This window comes from Bradyrhizobium sp. 44 (genome assembly GCF_023073095.1).
Taxonomy (GTDB): Bacteria; Pseudomonadota; Alphaproteobacteria; order Rhizobiales; family Xanthobacteraceae; genus Bradyrhizobium.
Map to the genome: position 1 here is coordinate 768,053 of NZ_JADPIY010000014.1, position 18,112 is coordinate 786,164.

Annotated in this window: 14 protein-coding genes and 1 tRNA gene; 5 read left to right on the forward strand and 10 right to left on the reverse strand. The window is 63.8% G+C overall.

All coding sequences use genetic code 11. The features are described from left to right. The first annotated feature begins 98 nt into the window (after positions 1-98). Positions 99-332 (forward strand): hypothetical protein, encoded by a 234-nt coding sequence (locus IVB41_RS14525; protein ID WP_027570136.1) that lies wholly within the window; start codon positions 99-101, stop codon positions 330-332. A gap of 67 nt (positions 333-399) precedes the next feature. Here the strand turns inward: IVB41_RS14525 and IVB41_RS14530 are convergent, their stop codons facing one another. The 3 genes from IVB41_RS14530 to IVB41_RS14540 all read right to left on the reverse strand — a co-directional run bounded on the left by IVB41_RS14530 (position 400) and on the right by IVB41_RS14540 (position 3,334). Then, positions 400-1,347, reverse strand: a complete 948-nt coding sequence (locus tag IVB41_RS14530; RefSeq protein ID WP_247432079.1) for a fatty acid desaturase — start codon at positions 1,345-1,347, stop codon at positions 400-402. A gap of 15 nt (positions 1,348-1,362) precedes the next feature. Continuing rightward, positions 1,363-2,379, reverse strand: a complete 1,017-nt coding sequence (locus tag IVB41_RS14535; RefSeq protein WP_247432082.1) for an alpha/beta fold hydrolase — start codon at positions 2,377-2,379, stop codon at positions 1,363-1,365. A 154-nt stretch (positions 2,380-2,533) separates the two neighbouring features. Further along, positions 2,534-3,334, reverse strand: coding sequence for an MBL fold metallo-hydrolase (locus IVB41_RS14540; protein WP_247432085.1), 801 nt, complete (start codon positions 3,332-3,334; stop codon positions 2,534-2,536). Positions 3,335-3,525: 191 nt separating this feature from the next. Between IVB41_RS14540 and IVB41_RS14545 the strand changes: the two genes are divergently transcribed. Continuing rightward, positions 3,526-4,728 (forward strand): MFS transporter, encoded by a 1,203-nt coding sequence (locus tag IVB41_RS14545; protein ID WP_247432089.1) that lies wholly within the window; start codon positions 3,526-3,528, stop codon positions 4,726-4,728. A gap of 144 nt (positions 4,729-4,872) precedes the next feature. On the opposite strand, the gene IVB41_RS14550 is transcribed toward IVB41_RS14545, so the two are convergent. Both IVB41_RS14550 and IVB41_RS14555 read right to left on the reverse strand, forming a co-directional pair. Continuing rightward, positions 4,873-5,880: an NAD(P)-dependent alcohol dehydrogenase gene (locus IVB41_RS14550; RefSeq protein ID WP_247432092.1), complete on the reverse strand. Its 1,008-nt coding sequence runs from the start codon at positions 5,878-5,880 to the stop codon at positions 4,873-4,875. A gap of 16 nt (positions 5,881-5,896) precedes the next feature. Next, the gene (locus IVB41_RS14555) at positions 5,897-7,510 is read right to left on the reverse strand and encodes an acyl-CoA synthetase (protein ID WP_247432095.1); all 1,614 of its coding nucleotides are present in this window, start codon (positions 7,508-7,510) and stop codon (positions 5,897-5,899) included. Between the two features lie 212 nt (positions 7,511-7,722). On the opposite strand from IVB41_RS14555, the gene IVB41_RS14560 reads away from it, so the two are divergent. Next, on the forward strand, positions 7,723-8,925 hold the full coding sequence (locus tag IVB41_RS14560) for an ABC transporter substrate-binding protein (RefSeq protein ID WP_247362875.1): 1,203 nt from the start codon (positions 7,723-7,725) through the stop codon (positions 8,923-8,925). A gap of 49 nt (positions 8,926-8,974) precedes the next feature. Here IVB41_RS14560 and IVB41_RS14565 read toward each other — a convergent pair whose 3' ends face one another. The 3 genes from IVB41_RS14565 to IVB41_RS14575 all read right to left on the reverse strand — a co-directional run bounded on the left by IVB41_RS14565 (position 8,975) and on the right by IVB41_RS14575 (position 14,095). Next, on the reverse strand, positions 8,975-9,463 hold the full coding sequence (locus IVB41_RS14565) for a DUF2059 domain-containing protein (protein ID WP_247432098.1): 489 nt from the start codon (positions 9,461-9,463) through the stop codon (positions 8,975-8,977). A gap of 46 nt (positions 9,464-9,509) precedes the next feature. Then, on the reverse strand, positions 9,510-10,727 hold the full coding sequence (locus tag IVB41_RS14570; RefSeq protein ID WP_247432101.1) for an OpgC domain-containing protein: 1,218 nt from the start codon (positions 10,725-10,727) through the stop codon (positions 9,510-9,512). A gap of 314 nt (positions 10,728-11,041) precedes the next feature. Beyond that, on the reverse strand, positions 11,042-14,095 hold the full coding sequence (locus IVB41_RS14575; protein WP_247432874.1) for an AAA family ATPase: 3,054 nt from the start codon (positions 14,093-14,095) through the stop codon (positions 11,042-11,044). Between the two features lie 291 nt (positions 14,096-14,386). On the opposite strand from IVB41_RS14575, the gene IVB41_RS14580 reads away from it, so the two are divergent. Next, complete coding sequence (locus tag IVB41_RS14580) at positions 14,387-14,878, forward strand: hypothetical protein (RefSeq protein WP_027570125.1); 492 nt, start codon at positions 14,387-14,389, stop codon at positions 14,876-14,878. Between the two features lie 143 nt (positions 14,879-15,021). Here IVB41_RS14580 and IVB41_RS14585 read toward each other — a convergent pair whose 3' ends face one another. Together IVB41_RS14585 and IVB41_RS14590 are read right to left on the reverse strand one after the other, a co-directional pair. Further along, positions 15,022-15,921 (reverse strand): alpha/beta fold hydrolase, encoded by a 900-nt coding sequence (locus IVB41_RS14585; protein WP_247406133.1) that lies wholly within the window; start codon positions 15,919-15,921, stop codon positions 15,022-15,024. A gap of 283 nt (positions 15,922-16,204) precedes the next feature. After that, positions 16,205-16,281, reverse strand: a tRNA-Met gene (locus IVB41_RS14590). A gap of 313 nt (positions 16,282-16,594) precedes the next feature. Between IVB41_RS14590 and IVB41_RS14595 the strand changes: the two genes are divergently transcribed. Then, a complete protein-coding gene (locus IVB41_RS14595) occupies positions 16,595-18,052 on the forward strand; it encodes a coniferyl aldehyde dehydrogenase (RefSeq protein ID WP_247432104.1) in 1,458 nt (485 codons plus the stop codon). Positions 18,053-18,112: the final 60 nt, after the last annotated feature.

The following is an 18,112-nucleotide window of genomic DNA, read 5'->3' on the forward strand; positions in this document are numbered from 1 at the left end:
ACACGATTCTCCCCTGCCTGCATGAACGCATCCGCGTTTCGGCTCGACCGAGATGCAGGGACACAACAACGGCCCCTGCGCCACACTGGAGAATGAAGATGTTTCGTAAGCTTGCACTTGGTCTGATCGCCGCCGGCTCGCTCGGCGTTGCCGCTCTCGCCCCCACCGCCGCGTCGGCCCACGGCTTCCACCATCACTGGGGTCCCGGCTGGGGCTTTGGCGGGGTCTACGTCAACAGCGGCGTCAACAATTGCTATCAGGAGCGCGTCGTCCAGACCCGCCACGGCCTGCGCGTCCGCGTCGTGAACGTCTGCGCGTACGGGATCTACTGATATCCCGCATTCACGACAAAGCCCCGATCGCACCGCGACCGGGGCTTTGCACGTCAAATTTCGTCGGCTAGCCGGCCTGTCTATGTCGGCGAAACCAGGCCCAGGTCTCGCGCGTCGTCCTGATGTAGCCGCGGCCGCGGTGGACGATCTCGCCGTCGACGATCCCGTTCAGCTGCGGCAGCGCGTGGAACGGGATCGTGGGATAAGCGTGGTGCTCGACATGGTAAGGCATATTCCACGCAACCCATTTGACGATTGCGCCGGTGTAGGTGGTGCGGGTGTTCTGGAATGCGCTGCGGGTGCGCTCGCAGCCGGTGTGCTCGGCGTAGAGATAGGGCCGCAGGAAGAACTGCCCAATGATCAGCGGCACGATCCAGACGCAGAGCAGCAGCGCCGACGAGAACCACAGCGAGAGCACGAGCAGCAGCGCATAAAGTGCGACGTAAGCGCGCGCCTCGGTGACGATGATGGTGCGTCTGTTCTCGGGGATCCAGGGCACAACGACCTTGCCGGTGACGGCATGGTCGAGCATCAACCGCAAGCGTCCGGCGACCTGAAGCAGGCCGCTATAGGCGATCGCGAGCTGCGTGTCCGATGTGGGCTTCACGCCGACGATCAGTTCGGGGTCCTTGTCAGGATCCTGGGTGTAGCGATGATGGTCCCAGTGAAACAGGCAATAATATTCGTAGGGCAATCCGATGATGAAGCCTGAGAGATAGCCGACCACGAGGTTGAGACCGCGGCTTTTGAACGCGGTCTTGTGTGCGGTCTCGTGCACAGCCATGAACAGGAACGCGACGAGATAGCCTTGCACCGCCATCAGCGGCAGCGCCCAGAGCACGCCATGGCGTGAGGCGACCATCCAGATCAGCCCGCCGATCAGCAGGATCACGCCGTAATGGCCGAGGCTCTGCACGGCACCCCTGAGGTTGGACCGCACCGACAGTTCACGCAGCATCGCCGGCGCCAGCGGCTTCAGCCGATGGCCGGACTCTGAAACGGTTGCGTCGATCATGATCGGATGCCCGCCCTACTTGCCGAGAAGCTCTGCGATCTCGGCCTTGATGAAGGCCCGATCGCGCGCATTGTTGACGGGGTTGCCGGCGCGATGGCCGTGCAGCGACGGGATCGGACGCAGCACCGCAGAGCGCGCATTGACCAGCCGGCCGAGTTCGTCCTCGTTGTCGCGGACGTCGAAATAGCGGTCGGTCGCACCGGGCATCAGCAACATGTGCGCGTTGATTGCACCGAGCGCGCGATCGAAATCGCCATCGAAGGTCGTGCAGCGGCTGACATCGCCGGTCTGCCAGATGCCGATCTGCGCCAGGAGATCGTTAGCATCGCGCCGGGCAAACGCCGCGTCCCAGGTGCGGACGAGATAGTCGTCCAGCGAGGTAAAGCCCGCTTCGCGCCAGATCTCGTCGCGATAGAAGCCGTGCGACATCGCCCAACCCGCGTAGACGCGCCCCATGGCGCGATAGCCCGCGACAGGCTTCTCGACGAAGCGGCCGTCGCGGAAGGCGGGATCGGCGGTCAGCGCGGCCTTCACGCTTTCCAGGAAGACGTAATTATAGGGCGCGCAGCGGGCGCTGCCGCAGACAACGGCCGCCCGCTCGACCATATCGGGATGCAGCGCCGCCCAGTGATAGGCCTGCATGCCGCCCATCGACCAGCCATAGACCAGGGCAAGCTTCGAGATGCCGAACCGCTCGGTGAGCAGCCGGTGCTGGACCGCGATGGCATCGTGATAGGTCAGGATCGGGAACGGCGCGGCGGTATTCGACGGCGAGGACGACAGCCCGTTACCGAACAGATTCGGGATCACGATGAAGTAGCGTGTTGCGTCGAGCACCCCGTCGGGGCCAATTAGCCACTCGGTGTCGGCGTGCTGCGCGCTGAACGAGGTCGGATAGAGAATCACGTTGTCCTTGTCCGGACTGAGCGTGCCGTAGGTCTTGTAGGCGAGCTTGAGCGAAGGGACGGCGGCCCCGGACCGGAGCGCGACGTCGCCGGCCTCGAAGATCTCGTAGTCGCGCCCTGCCGTCATCGACCGAACTCCCGCTCACGCGGCAAGCGCGCCGCGGAAACGGCGATGCATCGATCATGCCGGTCCCGCAGACGCATCGTCGCGCCACGCTTAATAACTGTACTTGTAGTCCATTTATTATGGACCAGCAAGATAAATCCGGTCGCGCGCCGGGTCAGGCGATGGCGGCCAGATAGCGCGCGACAGAGGCCGCGAATGCGGCCTTGGCGCCTGCGGCGATGTTGCGGCCCCACCAGGCGCCGTAGATGCGATCGAAGGCCAGCGGCTCGACGGCAGCCGCGATCCGTCGCACCGCGGCGGCATTGAGCGGCGTGTAGTTCGGATAGGAGTACATGAAGCTGACGAAGCGGCGATCCATCGTGACCTGCGCGATATCGCCGGTGAGCAGCGCGCCCTTGCCGTCCGCACCGCTCGCGTGATGCAGCATGGTGGCGCCGGCGAAATGACCGCCGGTGCGCAGCAGCAGCACATCCTCGGAGATGCGATGGCTGTCGCCGGTCCAGTGCACGATCGCCGCATGCGGACGCGTCACCCATTGGCGATCATCGGCGTGCAAATAGGCCGGCACCCCGCCAAACGCCTCGCTCCAATCGGCGAGCGCGCCATAGTAATGCGGATGCGAGATCGCGATCGCCTTCAGGCCGCCGAGCGACCGCACATGCGCGATCGCCTCCGGCGTCGCCAGCGGGACGCAGTCCCACATCAGCCAGCCGCCCGCGAGCGGCACCAGCAGCGCGCGCTGGCCGATGGCAAAGCTTGGCTCGAGCGCGAGGCCGGTCAGGCCGAGATCGTCGCGCCAGACCATGCGGTGACGTTCCGAGAGCGCCTCGCGCGTGAGGAAAGTCTGGCCCTTCCACCCGACGTATTGCCGTTCGTCCTCGCAAATTTCACAGGACGTTGGCGGATTTTCGCCCGGAAATTGCGCGCCGCAGGTTTCGCAGGTCCAGAGGGGCATGCCGTACTCCCGACAGAGACTATCCAACTTCAATAGGGACTCGCTGGCCGTGACCGCAAGGCCCGCCGCCCGGGCAAGACCTGGAACCAACCCGATCAGCGCCCGTTAAAGTTTCGTCCGCGCCAGAACGATTGGCTGAAAGGATCATGTCCCACCCGCCGTATCCCGGCTGAGACCACGTTTTGGTATCGATGACATCGCGGTCCCCCTCCTCGTCTCGTATCTGGCCCCTGTTCGCTCTCAACTTCTTCATGGCCGACATGCAGTCGGGCATCGGCCCTTTCGTCGGCGTCTTCCTCCAGGAGCGCGGCTGGGCGAGCGGATTGATCGGCACCGCGATGACGATCGGCAATGTCGCGGGCATGCTGATCACGACGCCGATCGGCGGCTTCATCGACGCGAGCCGCAACAAGCGCATGTGGGTCGTCATTCCCGGCATCTGCGTGGTGCTCGCGTCCGCGATCATCCTGATCTCGCAGAATTTCTGGGCGGTGACATTCTCGCAGGTCGCACAATCGCTGGCGAGCGCCGCGATCGTGCCAGCGGTCACCGGCATCACGCTCGGCATCGCCAAGCAGAAGGGCTTTAACGCGCTCAACGGCCGCAACCAGGCATTCAACCACGCCGGCAACATGGTCGGCGCCGCGCTGTCGGGCTATCTCGGTTACAGGTTCGGCTATGTCTCCGTGTTCGTGCTGGCGGCAATCTTCGGCGCCATCGCGATCGCTTGCGTGATGATGATCCCGGCCAAGGCGATCGACGATCGCGCCGCGCGCGGCAGCAAGGAGGACGATCCGGACAGCGCGCCGGACGCGCTCACGATGCTGCTCAAGCACCGCGCGCTGCTCGTGCTGGCAATGGCGCTCGCGCTGTTTCATCTCGGCAATGCCGCCATCGTGCCGCTCTACGGCCTGGCGGCGGTCGCCGAAGGCCAGGCCAACGGCCCGAGCTTCGTCGCGACCACCGTCGTGATCGCACAAGGCGTCATGGTCATCACGTCGCTGATCGCCATGAAGGCGGCGAGCAAGCGCAACTACTGGCCTATCATCCTCGTCTCCTTCATGTTCCTGCCCATCCGCGGCGTGCTCGCCTTCTTCGTCACGGGATGGTGGGGCGTCGTGCCGATGCAGGTGCTCGACGGCATCGGCACCGGGCTCCAGACGGTTGCCGTCCCAGGCATGGTCGCGCGCTCCCTCAACGGCACCGGCCGCATCAATCTCGGCCAGGGTGCCGTCATCACCGTGCAGGGCATCGGCGCGAGCCTCAGCCCCGCGCTGGGCGGCTGGATCGCGCAATGGATCGGCTACGGCCCGACCTTCCTGCTGCTCGGCGGTTTTGGCCTCGCGTCCATGGCGCTGTGGTTCGCGTTCGGCGCGGCTGTAAAGAAGTATTGAGGCCAGCCTTCTCAGCCGTCATTGCGAGGAGCGAAGCGACGAAGCAATCCAGGCTGTCTCTGCGGAAAGATTCTGGATTGCTTCGCTGCGCTCGCAATGACGATGTAGGACGAGTTGCGCGCTGCAGCTCTCGCCGAATTCCGCTCAACCAAACTCCACCACGATCTTGCCGAAATGACCGCCTTGCTGCATCAACCGCAACGCATCAGGCACGGCGTCGAAGTGGAACACGCGGTCGATCACCGGTTTGATCCCATTTCGCCCGATCGCGGCGGTCATGCCTTCGAACATGCGGCGGCTACCGACAGAGAGGCCGATGACGTGCAAATTCTTGGAGAACAGGCTTGGAATCGCGATCTGCTGCGAGAAGCCGGAGAGCACGCCAATCACCAGAATGGTACCGCCGATCCGCGCCGCCTCGAGTGACTGCGAGAACGTATCCTTGCCGCCGACCTCGACGACGTGGTCGACGCCGCCGCCGGTCCACTCTGCCGCGGCCTTGCCCCACTCAGGAACCGAGCGATAGTTGATCGTGTGATCGGCGCCGAGCGCACGAGCGCGTTCGAGCTTCTCGTCACTCGATGACGTTACGATCACGCTCCCGCCTGCAAGTTTGGCAAATTGCAATGCGAAGATCGACACGCCGCCGGTACCCTGCACCAGAACGGTGTCGCCGGGCTTCACCTTGGCTTCCTCGAACAGTGCGCGCCAGGCGGTTAGCCCGGCGCAAGGCAGCGTCGCCGCTTCCTGGAAAGAGAGATGCGACGGAATGCGGCTGACACCCTCCGCGTCCAGCAACATGACTTCCTGCAACACACCCGGACGCGTGCCACCGAGCGCGTAGCGCCGGCTCGCGGCTGAAACCGCTCCGTCGATCCACGATTGGAAGAACATCGGGCAGACGCGGTCCCCGACTGCTACGCGGGAAACGCCGTCGCCGGCGGCGATCACCTCGCCGGCGCCATCGGAGAACGGGATCAGCGGCAATCTGGTGACGCCACCCTTGCCCTGCACCGTGAGCAGATCGCGATAATTAAGCGATGCCGCCCGCATGCGCACCGCGACCTGCCCCGGGCCGGGCTTGGGCTCGGGTAGATCGGCGAGCTCCATTCCCTCGATCGACCAGTCCCGCGCGATTTGCCAGACTTTCATGGTCGGGCGCTCCGCGTCAGGTCCCAAAATTCTTCTGGATCGCCTTGTCGAGCGTTTCGCCGCCGACGAAGCGCTGGCGCAGCTCGCGCTTGAGCAGCTTGCCGCTCGGGTTCTTGGGCAGGGCATCGACGAAGATGACGCGCTTGGGCACCTTGAAATGCGCCATCTGGCCTGCGCAATGCCTGATGACGGATTCCTCGTCGAGCTTCTCGCCGCTCTTGACCACGACAATCGCAGTCACTGCCTCGATCCAGCGCGGATCGGGCAGGCCTACCACCGCTACCTCGGACACTGCGGGGATGCGGTAGACCATCTCCTCGACCTCGCGGCTCGCGACGTTCTCGCCACCGGTCTTGATCATGTCCTTGACTCGATCGACCACGGTGATGTGGCCCTCGTCATCGACGGTGGCGAGATCGCCGGAGTGAAACCAGCCGCCGGAGAACGCCGCCGCCGTCTTGACCGGATCGTTGTAATAGCCGGACAGCAGATGCGGCGAGCGGTGCACGATCTCGCCGACTTCGCCGACCTTCACATCCTCCATTGAAGTATTGACCACGCGGGTCTCGACATTGAGCACGGGCTTGCCGGCAGAGCCGGCCTTGCGCAGCTGGTCCGCGGGACCCAGCACGGTCGCGAGCGGCGCGATCTCGGTCTGGCCGTAGAAATTCCAGAATTTCACGCTGGGCAGGCGGCGCTGAAGCTCGAGCAACACCTCCACCGGCATGATCGAGGCGCCGTAATAACCCTTCTGCAAGGTCGACAAATCCGTCTTGTCGAAATTGGGCGAGCGCAGCATCGCGATCCAGATCGTCGGCGGCGCAAAGAACGACGTGATCCTGTGCGTCTGGATCAATGACAGAATGTTGTCGGCGGTCGGCTTGCCCGTGATCACGCCGGAGGCGCCGAGATAGATTTGCGGCCCCAGGAACACATCGAGCTGCGCGCAATGATAGAGCGGAAGCGCGTGCAGGAATTTGTCGTCCACGCTCATGCCGCCGTCGATGATGCAGCTGACATACTGCCACATCACTGCTTCATGGGTCAGCATCGCGCCCTTGGGCAGCGACTCCGTGCCGCTGGTGTAGACGATCTGCGCGAGATCGCGACTGTCAACGGACGCCTCGAGGTACGAGCCGTCGGCATCGAGCAGATCGTCGAAAGTGGTGAGGCCCGCGGGCGCCGTGGCAGGATCCTCACCCGGCAGCCAGATCATCTTCTCGACCGCGCAATCCCTGGCGCTGGCCGCGCGCGCGGACTCGACGAAATCAGGGCCGGCCGCGAGCAGCTTTGCGCCGGAGCTCTTCAGGATGAAATTGATCTCGTCCGGATTGAGCATGAAGTTGATCGGCACCAGCACCGCGCCGATCCGGGCCAATGCGAACCGGAGCGCCGCAAAGGCGTGCGAATTGCGCGAGAGCACGGCGAAGCGGTCACCCTTTTTCACGCCGAGGCCAAGCAGGCCGCGGCCGAGCCGATTGCAGATCGCGTCCATCTCGGCGAAGGTCCAGCTCACATGGCCGCAGCTGACCGCGAGCTTGCCCGGATCGCGACCCGCTGCGCGGCGCAGGAGGTCGCCGATGGAATGCTCGCGGGCCTTCGAGATGGTGGCTGCGATATCGCCGGTCATTTCCGTTCCCCTGGATTTTTTCTCTTCGCGAGGGCCGCCTGAGCACAGGTCAGGCCACCGCATTCACCCGCTTCTTGTTCTCTGCAAAAGCGTAGTCGGGGCAACCGGCCGCGTCAAATCAGCCAGCGAGCGCGGCGCCGTTACGCAAGAGTTGACGCTTCAGGGGGGCAAATCTAGCCTCGTGCACCAACGATAGAGTTTGGGGAAATGCCATGTGCCGAATTATGCGTGCCGCCCTAGCGGCCGGATTGACTGCGTTTCTGATCAGCCCGTCTCTCGCCCAGCAGGCGCCGCTCAAGATCGGCGTGCTCTCCGACTTCTCCTCGGTCTATTCCGACATCGGAGGCCAGGGGAATGTCGAGGCCACCAAAATGGCGATCGAGGATTTCGGCGGGCAGATGTTCGGCAAGCCTATCGACATGGTCAGCGCCGATGTGCTGAACAAGCCCGATGTCGCCTCGACCATCGCGCGAAAGTGGTGGGAGACCGAAGGCGTCGATATGATCATCGACCTGCCGACATCCGCCACCGCGCTCGCGGTGATGGAGCTGTCGAAGCAGTACGAGAAGATCATGATCGTGACGGATGCGGCGAGCTCCGACATTACCGGAAAGTCCTGCTCGCCCTACACCGCGCACTGGACCTACGACACTTATTCCAACGCGCACACGGTTGGCAGCGCCATCGTCAAGAACGGCGGCGACAGCTGGTTTTTCCTCACCGCGGATTATGTGTTCGGCCATTCGATCGAACGCGACACCGGCGACGTCGTGAGGGCCGCGGGCGGCAAGGTGCTCGGCAGCGTCAAGCATCCGCTAAACACCGCGGACTTCTCCTCCTTCCTGCTCCAGGCCCAGGCCTCCAAGGCCAAGATCATCGGGCTTGCGAACGGCGGCGGCGACACCATCAACGCAATCAAGCAGGCCGGTGAGTTCGGCATCGTCGCCGGCGGCCAGAACCTGGCTGCGATCGTGATGTTCATCTCCGACGTGCACAGCTTAGGGCTGAAGCTCGCGCAGGGACTGATCATCACCGAGGCCTATTACTGGGACCTCAACGACAAGACCCGCGCTTTCGGCAAGCGTTTCATGGAGCGCGTCAAGCGCATGCCGACGATGAACCAGGCGGCGACCTACAGCGCGACGCTGCACTACCTGAAGGCGGTGCAGGCCGCCGGCACAAGGGACACCAAAACCGTCATGGCCAAGATGCGCGAGTTGCCGGTGAAGGATGCCTTCACCGACAACGGCAGCTTACGCGAAGACGGCCGCATGGTGCACAGCATGTATCTGTTCCAGGTGAAGAAGCCCGAGGAGTCCAAGGGCCCGTGGGACTACTACAAGCTGCTCGCCGAAGTCGCTGCCGACCAGGCCTTCCGGCCCCTGAAGGACGGCGGCTGCCCTCTTGTGAAGTGAGCCAGCAGGACGGACAAGGTATAGGGTCGCGAGCCCTGTCGGTATAAGCTCAAAGCTTGTGCCCCTTCTGGCGCAGCGCCTCGATGAGGCGCTGCTTCAACTCGTCGGCCGTCTTCTGGCCGACGTCCTGGCCGATCTGCGCGCTTGCCTGCGCCAGCGCATCCGACTTCTCCAGAAGCTTCTTCCCGGCCGGCTGGACATAGAAAGCCTCAATCTGACGCAGCTCGTCGATGCTGAAGCTCTGGGCATAGAGGGCTGAGACCTGATCGACCATCGAGTTGAGGGCCGGGGTGTAGATCTCGGAACCGGGTGCCGTCACCGCGTCATAGTCGCGCTCGATCTCCGGCCTGTCCTGCGCGACCACGGACCTCAGCTTGAGCAGGAGCTGCGGCAACAGCGCGCGATACTGGTCCGCGATCTTCAAGGTGACCACGAGCTTGCGCGCCGCGCTCATCGCCTCCGGCGACGGTGCTTGCGCCGACGCACCACAAATCAGGAGCAGGAGGGCGCCGGCGATCATCAACACAAGTCTGGACATGAACTTCTCCGTTGGATCTCTCCGCCAAAATACAGGCCGGCGAACCTCAATGACCCGCGGGCGCCACGGCAGACCTGTCCGCGGGCGCGCTTTCCAGGACGGTGTCGGCCTCCTCGATCTCCGTCACCTTCACGAACAGGTTCGGCACCCGTCCGGCCCGGTCGAGCAGCCAGGCGGCTGCGATCATGATGACGATGCCGACGACGGAGACCGCGAGCTGCTCCCAGACCCCCTTGGTGTATTGCGTCAGGATCCAGTGCGCCGAGAACGACAGGAAGACGCCGAGGCAGAAGATCGGCAGCGAGTGCTGGCCGCAGAGGATCACGGGTCGCAGCCATTCCCCGTGCAGGGTCCGCCATTTCCGCGAGATGAGATGCGTCACCCAGATCGCCAGCGCCAGGAAATGCGTGAAGCGCAGCATGTCGAGATCGGTTTTGTCGATCGGGTAGATCGCCTTGATCATCCATTTCGGGATCAGGGCTTCGAGCACGGGGACGTGCCAGGTCATCACGATCAGCAGCGCGAAGGCGAGCCAGGCCGCGGCCAGCGCCATCGCCGCCTTCGACCACACCCATTTCGCGATCTTGTCGATCTGGCCGATGCCGCACCAGGCCGCAAACACGAACATCAGCTGCCAGCAGAACGGGTTGAAGTACCAGTGCGTGCCGGGCGGATAGGAGGCGACGTTCCAGTCGAACCAGCGCGCCAGCACGTAGAGCACCACGGATGCGGCGAGCGTCAGGTTCGGCCGCCGCACCAGGCACCACACGATGAAAGGCGAGGCGAACACCAGCGTGATGTAGAGCGGCAGCACGTCGAGATTGACCGGCTTGTACTTCAACAGGATCGCTTGCCCGATCAGCTCGTCCGGATGCGACAGGAAATTGAACACGTTGAACTCGTGCTCGTACATCGGATTGTCGAAGCGGCGCGCGGTGCGGGCGATCTGCGCCGTGAACAGCAGGAACAGCATGATGTGGGCGACATACATCTCGATCGCGCGCCGCCACAGCCGCTTCAGCGCGGCGGCAAACCAGCCGCCCGCGACGATCGGGCCGTAGATCCAGCCGACCAGATAACCGGAGATGAAGACGAAGAATTCGGCGGCGTCGCTGAAGCCGTAATTGCGCAAGGTCAGCCAGGCCACGACGTCGTGCGGGATGTGGTCGAGGAAGATCATCCACAGACCGATGCCGCGGAAGAGATCGAGCCGCAGGTCGCGCTCGACCGGCGCGAGCAGCGCTGACTGGTCCCGTGTGATCATGGCCCCGCCTCGTTTCGGTGGGCGTCGCGCCGTCGCGGCGCCGGAAAATCGAATGCTAAAAAATTGAAATCAAAAGTCGCCTGGCCGTGCGGCCAGGGCCGACGGTAGCCGACCTTGCTGCGCGTGCAAGGGCATAGTCATCGGAGCGGGCCGCACCAGCGTGCCGTCCTCTGCGCCGCGCCATGAAGGGCCCTTCAAGATAAAAGGGCGAAAACAACCCCATGCACAGTAGCTAACCCATTGCGACGCCTGCTGAATTTATTTGACGCGTCGGGCAGATTTCGGCCGCGATGGCAGCCCGGCCGCCGCTGCCGTCAGCTGAGCTCGTCGCCCGTCGCCTGCATCTCGTTGAGCATCGCCTCGGCTTTGTGCCGCAGCGGCAGCGCGCCGCTCTCGGCGGCGATCGCGATGGTCGCGCGCAGGGCGCCAAGGATCGCCGCCTTGGCCTCCGGATCCGACGGCGGCGTCACCACGGCCTCGCCGAACAGGGCCTCCGCCTCCAGGCCGGAGAACCCCTGTTGCCGCGCGGTGTTGCGCGCCTCGCGCAGCATGTTCTGCGCGGCCTGGACGTCGCCGAGGCGATGGGTGGCGAGCGCCAAATAGATCGAGCTGCGCAGCACCGCCGAGGTATAGCCGACCGCCTTCGCCTCCTCGCGCGCCTCCGTCAGCATGCCGCGCGCCCGGTCGAACAGCCCCTGCTCCAGATAGGCCATGCCGAGGTGACAGCCGAGCACCGGCACGAACAGCCGGATGCCGTGCTTCTGCGCCAGGACAAAACCGTCCTCGAGGATGGCCGCGGCCGCCGCCGGCTCGTTGCGGCCGAGCATCAGCCAGCCGCCGCTATAGGCAGCGGCGACACGGTCGTAGGGCCGGCCCGTCTCCCCCGCGATCTCCGCGGCCTGTTGCTGAAGTTGTTCGGCGGCATCGAGCTCGCCCATGACGGTGTGGGTAATGCTGCTCATCATGCAGCAGAGCAACAATGCGTATTTCGGTGTCGAGCCGAAAGGCGCGCTGGGCTCCGGCCCCATCAGCTGAGCGCAGCTCCGGGCGAAAAATCGATCAGCTTCACGGTAGCGCCCGGCAAGAAAATACACCTGTCCGAGCCCGTAGTGCGCGGCATTGAGCCATCCAGGATTACCCCACTCCTCCGCGAGGTGCGCGACTTGCTCACCGAGGGTGATCGCTTCGATGGGCGTGCCGTAGAAGTTTTGTGCAGCCGCCATGACCGTCATGGCCGCCACCTTCCGTCCGATGTCGTTGATCGCATCGGCGCGACGCTCAGCCTCCTTGCCGAGGTTGAGCCATTCGGCAATCTGGCCAGACGCAATGAATGCCGCACGCGCCTCGATACGAACATCCACGGCGCTCGCCTCCCTCAAGGCATTCGCCGGCATCATGTCCAAAGACCTCATGGCTACCTCGAAATAGTCAGCCGCATCGGCAAATGCCGACCGCGCCAGACATCTTCTCGCCGAAGCCCTGCCATAGCTGAACGACTTGTCCCAATCCTTCGCCCGCGTGGCGTGGTAGCAGAGCTTGTCGGGATCGTCGGCACTGCCTTCGCTGTCCTCCAGGGCCGAAAGAACGCGCGCATGGATGTCTTCGCGTACCTTTTCGACCATCGAGTCATAGGTGACCTGCCGGACCATCTCATGCCGGAATTCCAGGGAATTCTCCAATTCGCTATCGATCCTGACAAGCAACTCAGCGCGATCGAGCGCCGCGAGGCACCCCTGGAGAACGTCACGAGACAGGGCTGCGATCTTTTCAAGCAAGGCTTCGTTCGATCTCGGCCCCAAAGTGGCGGCGATCTGCAGAATGGACCGTTCTTGCTTCGATACCCGATCGAGGCGCGCTGCAATCACGCCCTGGATGCTGCTGGGAATGCCGAGTTCGTCGATCGGACGCACGAGCGCAAGATCGCCCCATTGGCCACGCAGCGTGCCGCTATCCTTCAACCCGCGGCAGACCTCCTCGATGAACAGGGGAACGTTGGCAGTATGAGAAATGATCCGGCTCTTCAAATCGGCGTTGGTCTCCGAGGAGCCAAGCATGTCTGCCAGCATGGCCAACCCCGAATCGTCGTCGAGGGGCCGCATCGCGACGATCTCGGCGGGACAGCGCGCGATCCAGACCGGCATGCCATTCGGCCGGGAGGTGAACAGCACGAGAAGACCGGGCGCCTGTAGCGACGCAACGGCGGCTACGACGATATCGCTCGCACGGTCAATCCAGTGCAGATCCTCGAGCAAGACTACCGTTGGCTGGCGATGGGCCAGGCTTCCAACGAGGGCACAGCTTGCGTCTGCGATCGCTTGTCCCCGTGCGTGAGGCTCCAGCTCGTCCCAGTACGGATTCGATATCGGTAGGTCGAGCACTGCGTCGAGGGCGCACTGTTGTATCGCCGGCAGATCGTCCCGAGGATCGCTTGGACTGCCGGGATGTCTTGCTGTCCCCTCCAGGATCGAGAGCAAGATCCGCTTGAGCGTGCTGAAGGGCGCGCCTTGGAGGTTCGGGCTACATTCCGCATCGATCAACCGCCAGCCATCCGCTCTCAGCTGCTGGGCAAACTCGTGCGCGAGCCGCGATTTTCCGATACCCGCATCGCCCAGCAGCAGGACGCTCTGCCGGGTTGTCCTGGCGTTTCCGGAGGTGCGCTCCAGCAGAGCCCGCTCAATCGTGCGATCGACGAAGCGAGAAACGCTACGCGCCCGCCGTACCCGCCAGCTCGACAGGTCGCTCGCGCCCACGATCCGGTAGACCGGCACGGGCTGATTGAAGCCGCGCAGGGACTTGTCGCCCAATGATTCGAACCGGACATGTCCCTCGGCGAGCTTTTGACAGGCCTCCGAGACGTAGATCTGATTCGCCTCTGCCGCCGCCTCCAACCGCGCGGCCAGATGCTGGGCGGCGCCCCCGATCTCGTAAACCTTGGAGAACTCGCTGGCGACCATGTAGGCCACGACATGGCCAGAGTGGAGACCGACCCGCACCTGAAGTCCGGGGTCACCCAGGCTTGCGACGCGGCGGACGAGCTCGATCGCGGCGTGGCAGGCCATCGGGGCATGATTGTCATCCGCGATCGGGGCGCCGAACACCGCGGCAAGCCCATCGCCCAGCTCCTTGCTGACGATGCCGCCGAACTGCCGAACCGCGCCTCTCATGGACGCCAGGGCCGGCTCCAGGCGCGAGACCGCCTCCTCCGGATCCAGTTCGGCAACAAGCCCGGTGGAATCAATCACATCGGCCCGTAAAATCGTGACGAACCGTCGTTCGCTGTCGGGATCGGAACGTTGCACGCCTGCACCGCAATTGGGACACCGGCTGTCGCCAGGGTCGATCGTCGACTGACATGCCGCGCAATGCATTCCCGTGCTTTCAAGGCCTTGCAGCGGCATCGTCGGTCGGCCTCTGCGAACGAAGCAATAAGATCGCTTATGGAAACCTGGTTAGCAACGGGGCATGCGGCTCATCTTGGGCAAACATCCTCGAACCGGTTGCTGATCTGGACGATTCACAGTCCCAGGTGGTAGCTTGCCGAAAGCTGCGCGAAAAACAGGCTGCGTATGACGAGCCGCCAGGCTCGTGTTGTGGTCGTCAAGCTTCGCGGAGCTGCACATTTCCCGGGGAAGCCAAGTACTCATTGAGGGGCAAAATACATGGGCATGAGAGTATATACGGGTAAGCCATTTAAGGACCTGATGAATGGTAACTACTACCCATTGGAGAACATGAAGAAGAGCGTAAAGAAGCTCAAGGCCTCGGAAAATATCCACCTCCCGACATTGGAATACGGCCAATATCACCTAGTTTTGACGCCGAAGAGCAAGTGGCCGCAGGGAAGCGCGAAGCACTGGCAGAAGGAGAAGGGCCGCGCTCGCGTCGATCTCACGTTCCAACCGAATACCACACCGCTGTCGAAGGACGAGCCGGACGTGATCCCCCTGACGCGATGCGCGTTGCTCGATGCCTGTGTCCGGAAGTGCTTCAACTCGGAGCCTCCGATTCCGATGAAGACCAATATCATCACGCATGCGCCGGCCGATCGCGACGCTGACCGGCATGAGATTCGGCTGGAGTGGGAGTACGAGGCAGACAGCAAGACGCCCACGCTGCTCAATCTGACGATGGTCTGTCCGCACAGACCCTGAGCTTCGGATAGTACGCAAGTACGCATTACGCCTGCGCATTAGCGCGGGCTTAATGTTTGCTTCCGATCGCCGCCCGCCCCAAGGGGCAGCCCTCGCGCTCGCCAAGAGCTGTCGAAGGAAGCAGCACGGCCAAGCCGCTGGTCCTATCCGCCGCTTCCGAAAAACCGGTTCAGCTCGTACGCAGTTTGCTGCGGAAGCTCCTCCGGGAAGAAGTGCCCGCCATCAAGCGGCTTTCCGTCCAAATCATCGGCCCAGCTCCGCCAGAGCCCCAACGGGCCGCCCTCGCTCGCATACCACGCGTTCAGAGGGCCGCGACCGCTCCAGAGCACGAGCACAGGGCAGTCAATTCGGCGGCCGGAACGACGGTCCGCCAGATCGTGCGCGTGATCGAGTGTCGCGGCCGCACGATATTCCTCGCAGATCGCATGAACATGCGCCTCATCGCTCAACGCGTCGATATAGGCTGCCCGCACGGCCGGACTGAAGCTGCCAGCTGAAGACCCCCAGCCATGCAGCGCATTGTCGATGATGGCATCGGGGGCTGCCGACAACAGCCGCTCGGGAAGAGGTTCAGGCTGCGCAAGCAACGACCACGGCCAATAGCCGACCGTCAGGTTCTTGTCGGCGCGCTCCCAGGCATCGGCGATCGGAACGATGTCCAGGACGGCAAGCCGCTGCACGCGTTCGCGGTGATCAAGCGCGAGCCGATAGGCGACACGGCCACCGCGATCATGGCCCGCGACCGAAAAACGGTCGAAGCCGAGTTTCGTCATGACGGACACCATGTCCTTTGCCATCGCTCGTTTTGCATATGGCGTATGGTCCGGACTGGAGGGAGGACAATCGCTTTGGCCATATCCGCGAAGATCGGCGCAGACCACCGTGAAGTTCTGCGCGAGCACCGGCGCAACGTCGCGCCACATCAGATGCGTCTGCGGAAATCCGTGCAACAGGAGAACGGCCGGCCCCGAACCGGCGCGACGGATGAAGATACGTGTCTCATCCGCCCGAACATCGGCGGCCTCGAAATCTTCGAACTGCATTGGCCCTCTCCTTCCGAACGACGGCAAGCCAACAAGTGAGCACCGGACGCGCCGGTGACTCGTGTTGACGCCCGGCGGCATCCTGGGTTCCTTCCCCGGACGGCATGCTCTGGACTGATCGCGCTTACGTTCGGGACCTCCACCAATGGCGACGAGACGCGCTTTGGCCCGAACGAACCAAGGCTCAGCCAAAGCAGGACATGCATGATCGAGGACGCCCCAAAACAAAAATGGCCCGCGTTATGCGGGCCATTTTCGGATCGGGACCGGTAAGGTCCGAACTTGGTTGCGGGGATAGGATTTGAACCTATGACCTTCAGGTTATGAGCCTGACGAGCTACCGGGCTGCTCCACCCCGCGTTAACCGTTGCTTTGCCTTCGTGAAAGTGCCGGGGACGGTGAATGAAGGGCCGGCGCTGTTCGCGTGGCTTGCTTCGTCCGTCCCGAAGGCTTCCTTGGAAGGCAACCCCGGGCAAAGCCCGTTGGGTGCGGGCGGTATGTACCAACCCGGGGTGCCTTTGGAAAGGGCTGCGGGGACGTTTTTTTCGACTTTATGACAGCGCGGTGGACGAATTTGCGGCCTGTTTGGCCCGCCCTTGCCAGAAGTTCCACAAGGGGCCAGCTTGCGGCCACAAAACCAGGCGGAAACGCCACTTCAAGGGGGGAGAATGCCATGGACCACGCCTTGGATCGCCCCTTGGACCGCCCCCCGCCGAGCGCCCCGCTTCGGGCCGTTGAGGAAACCTTCCGTGCCATGATCGCGCGGTCGCGGGCCGAGCCGGCGCCCGGCCTTGCCGAGCGGCTCGACCGGCTGGCGCGGCTGCGCACTGTCGTCGCCGACAACGAGGAGCGCTTCCGGCAGGCGATCTCGGCCGATTTCGGCCACCGCTGCACGGTCGAGACCACCATCGCCGAGACCATGATGGTGTTCTCCGAGATCCGTCATGCCACGAAACACCTCAAGAGCTGGATGGCGCCGCAGCGCGTTTCGACGGCGCTGCAATTCCTGCCCGCGCGCAACCGGCTGATGCCGCAGCCGCTCGGCGTCGTCGGCATCATCGCGCCGTGGAATTACCCGCTGCAGCTGACGCTCGCGCCCGCCATCGGCGCACTCGCCGCCGGCAACCGCGTCATCATCAAGCCGAGCGAGCTCGTGCCGCATTTCTCAGCGCTGCTGAAGGAGACGGTCGCCGCGCGGTTCGACGCTGCGGAGTTGCTCGTCACCGGCATTGAGGACGAAATCGCGAAGGCCTTCGCATCGCTGCCGTTCGATCATCTGGTGTTCACCGGCTCGACCCGGGTCGGGCGGCTGGTGGCGGAGGCCGCGGGGCGCAATCTGACGCCGGTCACGCTCGAGCTCGGCGGCAAGTCGCCTGTTATCATCGACGCCTCGGCCGACCTCGAAGAGGCCGCCGAACGCATCGCCTACGGCAAGCTGCTCAATGCCGGGCAGACCTGCATCGCGCCGGACTATGTGCTGGTGCCCGAGCGCGCGTTGCAGGCTTTCGCCGAAAAAGTGCGCGCGCAGATGCGGCGCATGTTCGGCACCGCCCCCTCCAACAAGGACTACACCTCCGTGATCTCCGACCGGCATTATGCGCGGCTGGAAAATCTCGTCGCTGATGCGGCAAGCCGCGGCGCAAAGATCTTGCAGCCGGCGAAGGCGGACGATCCGAACTGGAAGGCGCACCGCAAATTCCCGCCGACGCTGATCGCGGGCGCGACCGCAGACATGGCGGTGATGCAGGAGGAGATTTTCGGTCCTGTGCTTCCCGTGCTCAGCTATCGCGAGCCGGCCGACGCCATCGCCTTCGTCAACGCCCGCGACCGGCCGCTGGCGCTGTACTGGTTCGGCAAGGACCACGTTGCGCGCGACGAGGTGCTGGCGCGGACCGTCTCCGGGGGCGTCACCATCAATGACTGCCTCTTTCATTTCGCGCAAATCAACCAGCCGATGGGCGGCGTCGGCGCGTCCGGCACCGGCGCCTATCACGGCGAATGGGGCTTTCGCACGTTCAGCAAGCTGAAGCCGGTGTTCTATCGTTCGAAATTCAACCGCCTCGCCGACCTCTATCCGCCCTACGGCGGCAAGATCGCGCGGCTGGAGAAGATGATGCGGTTCATGTCGTAGGGGTAGTCGTTCCGGGGCGCGAAGCGAACCCGGAACCTCGAGATTCCGGGCTCCCGCTAC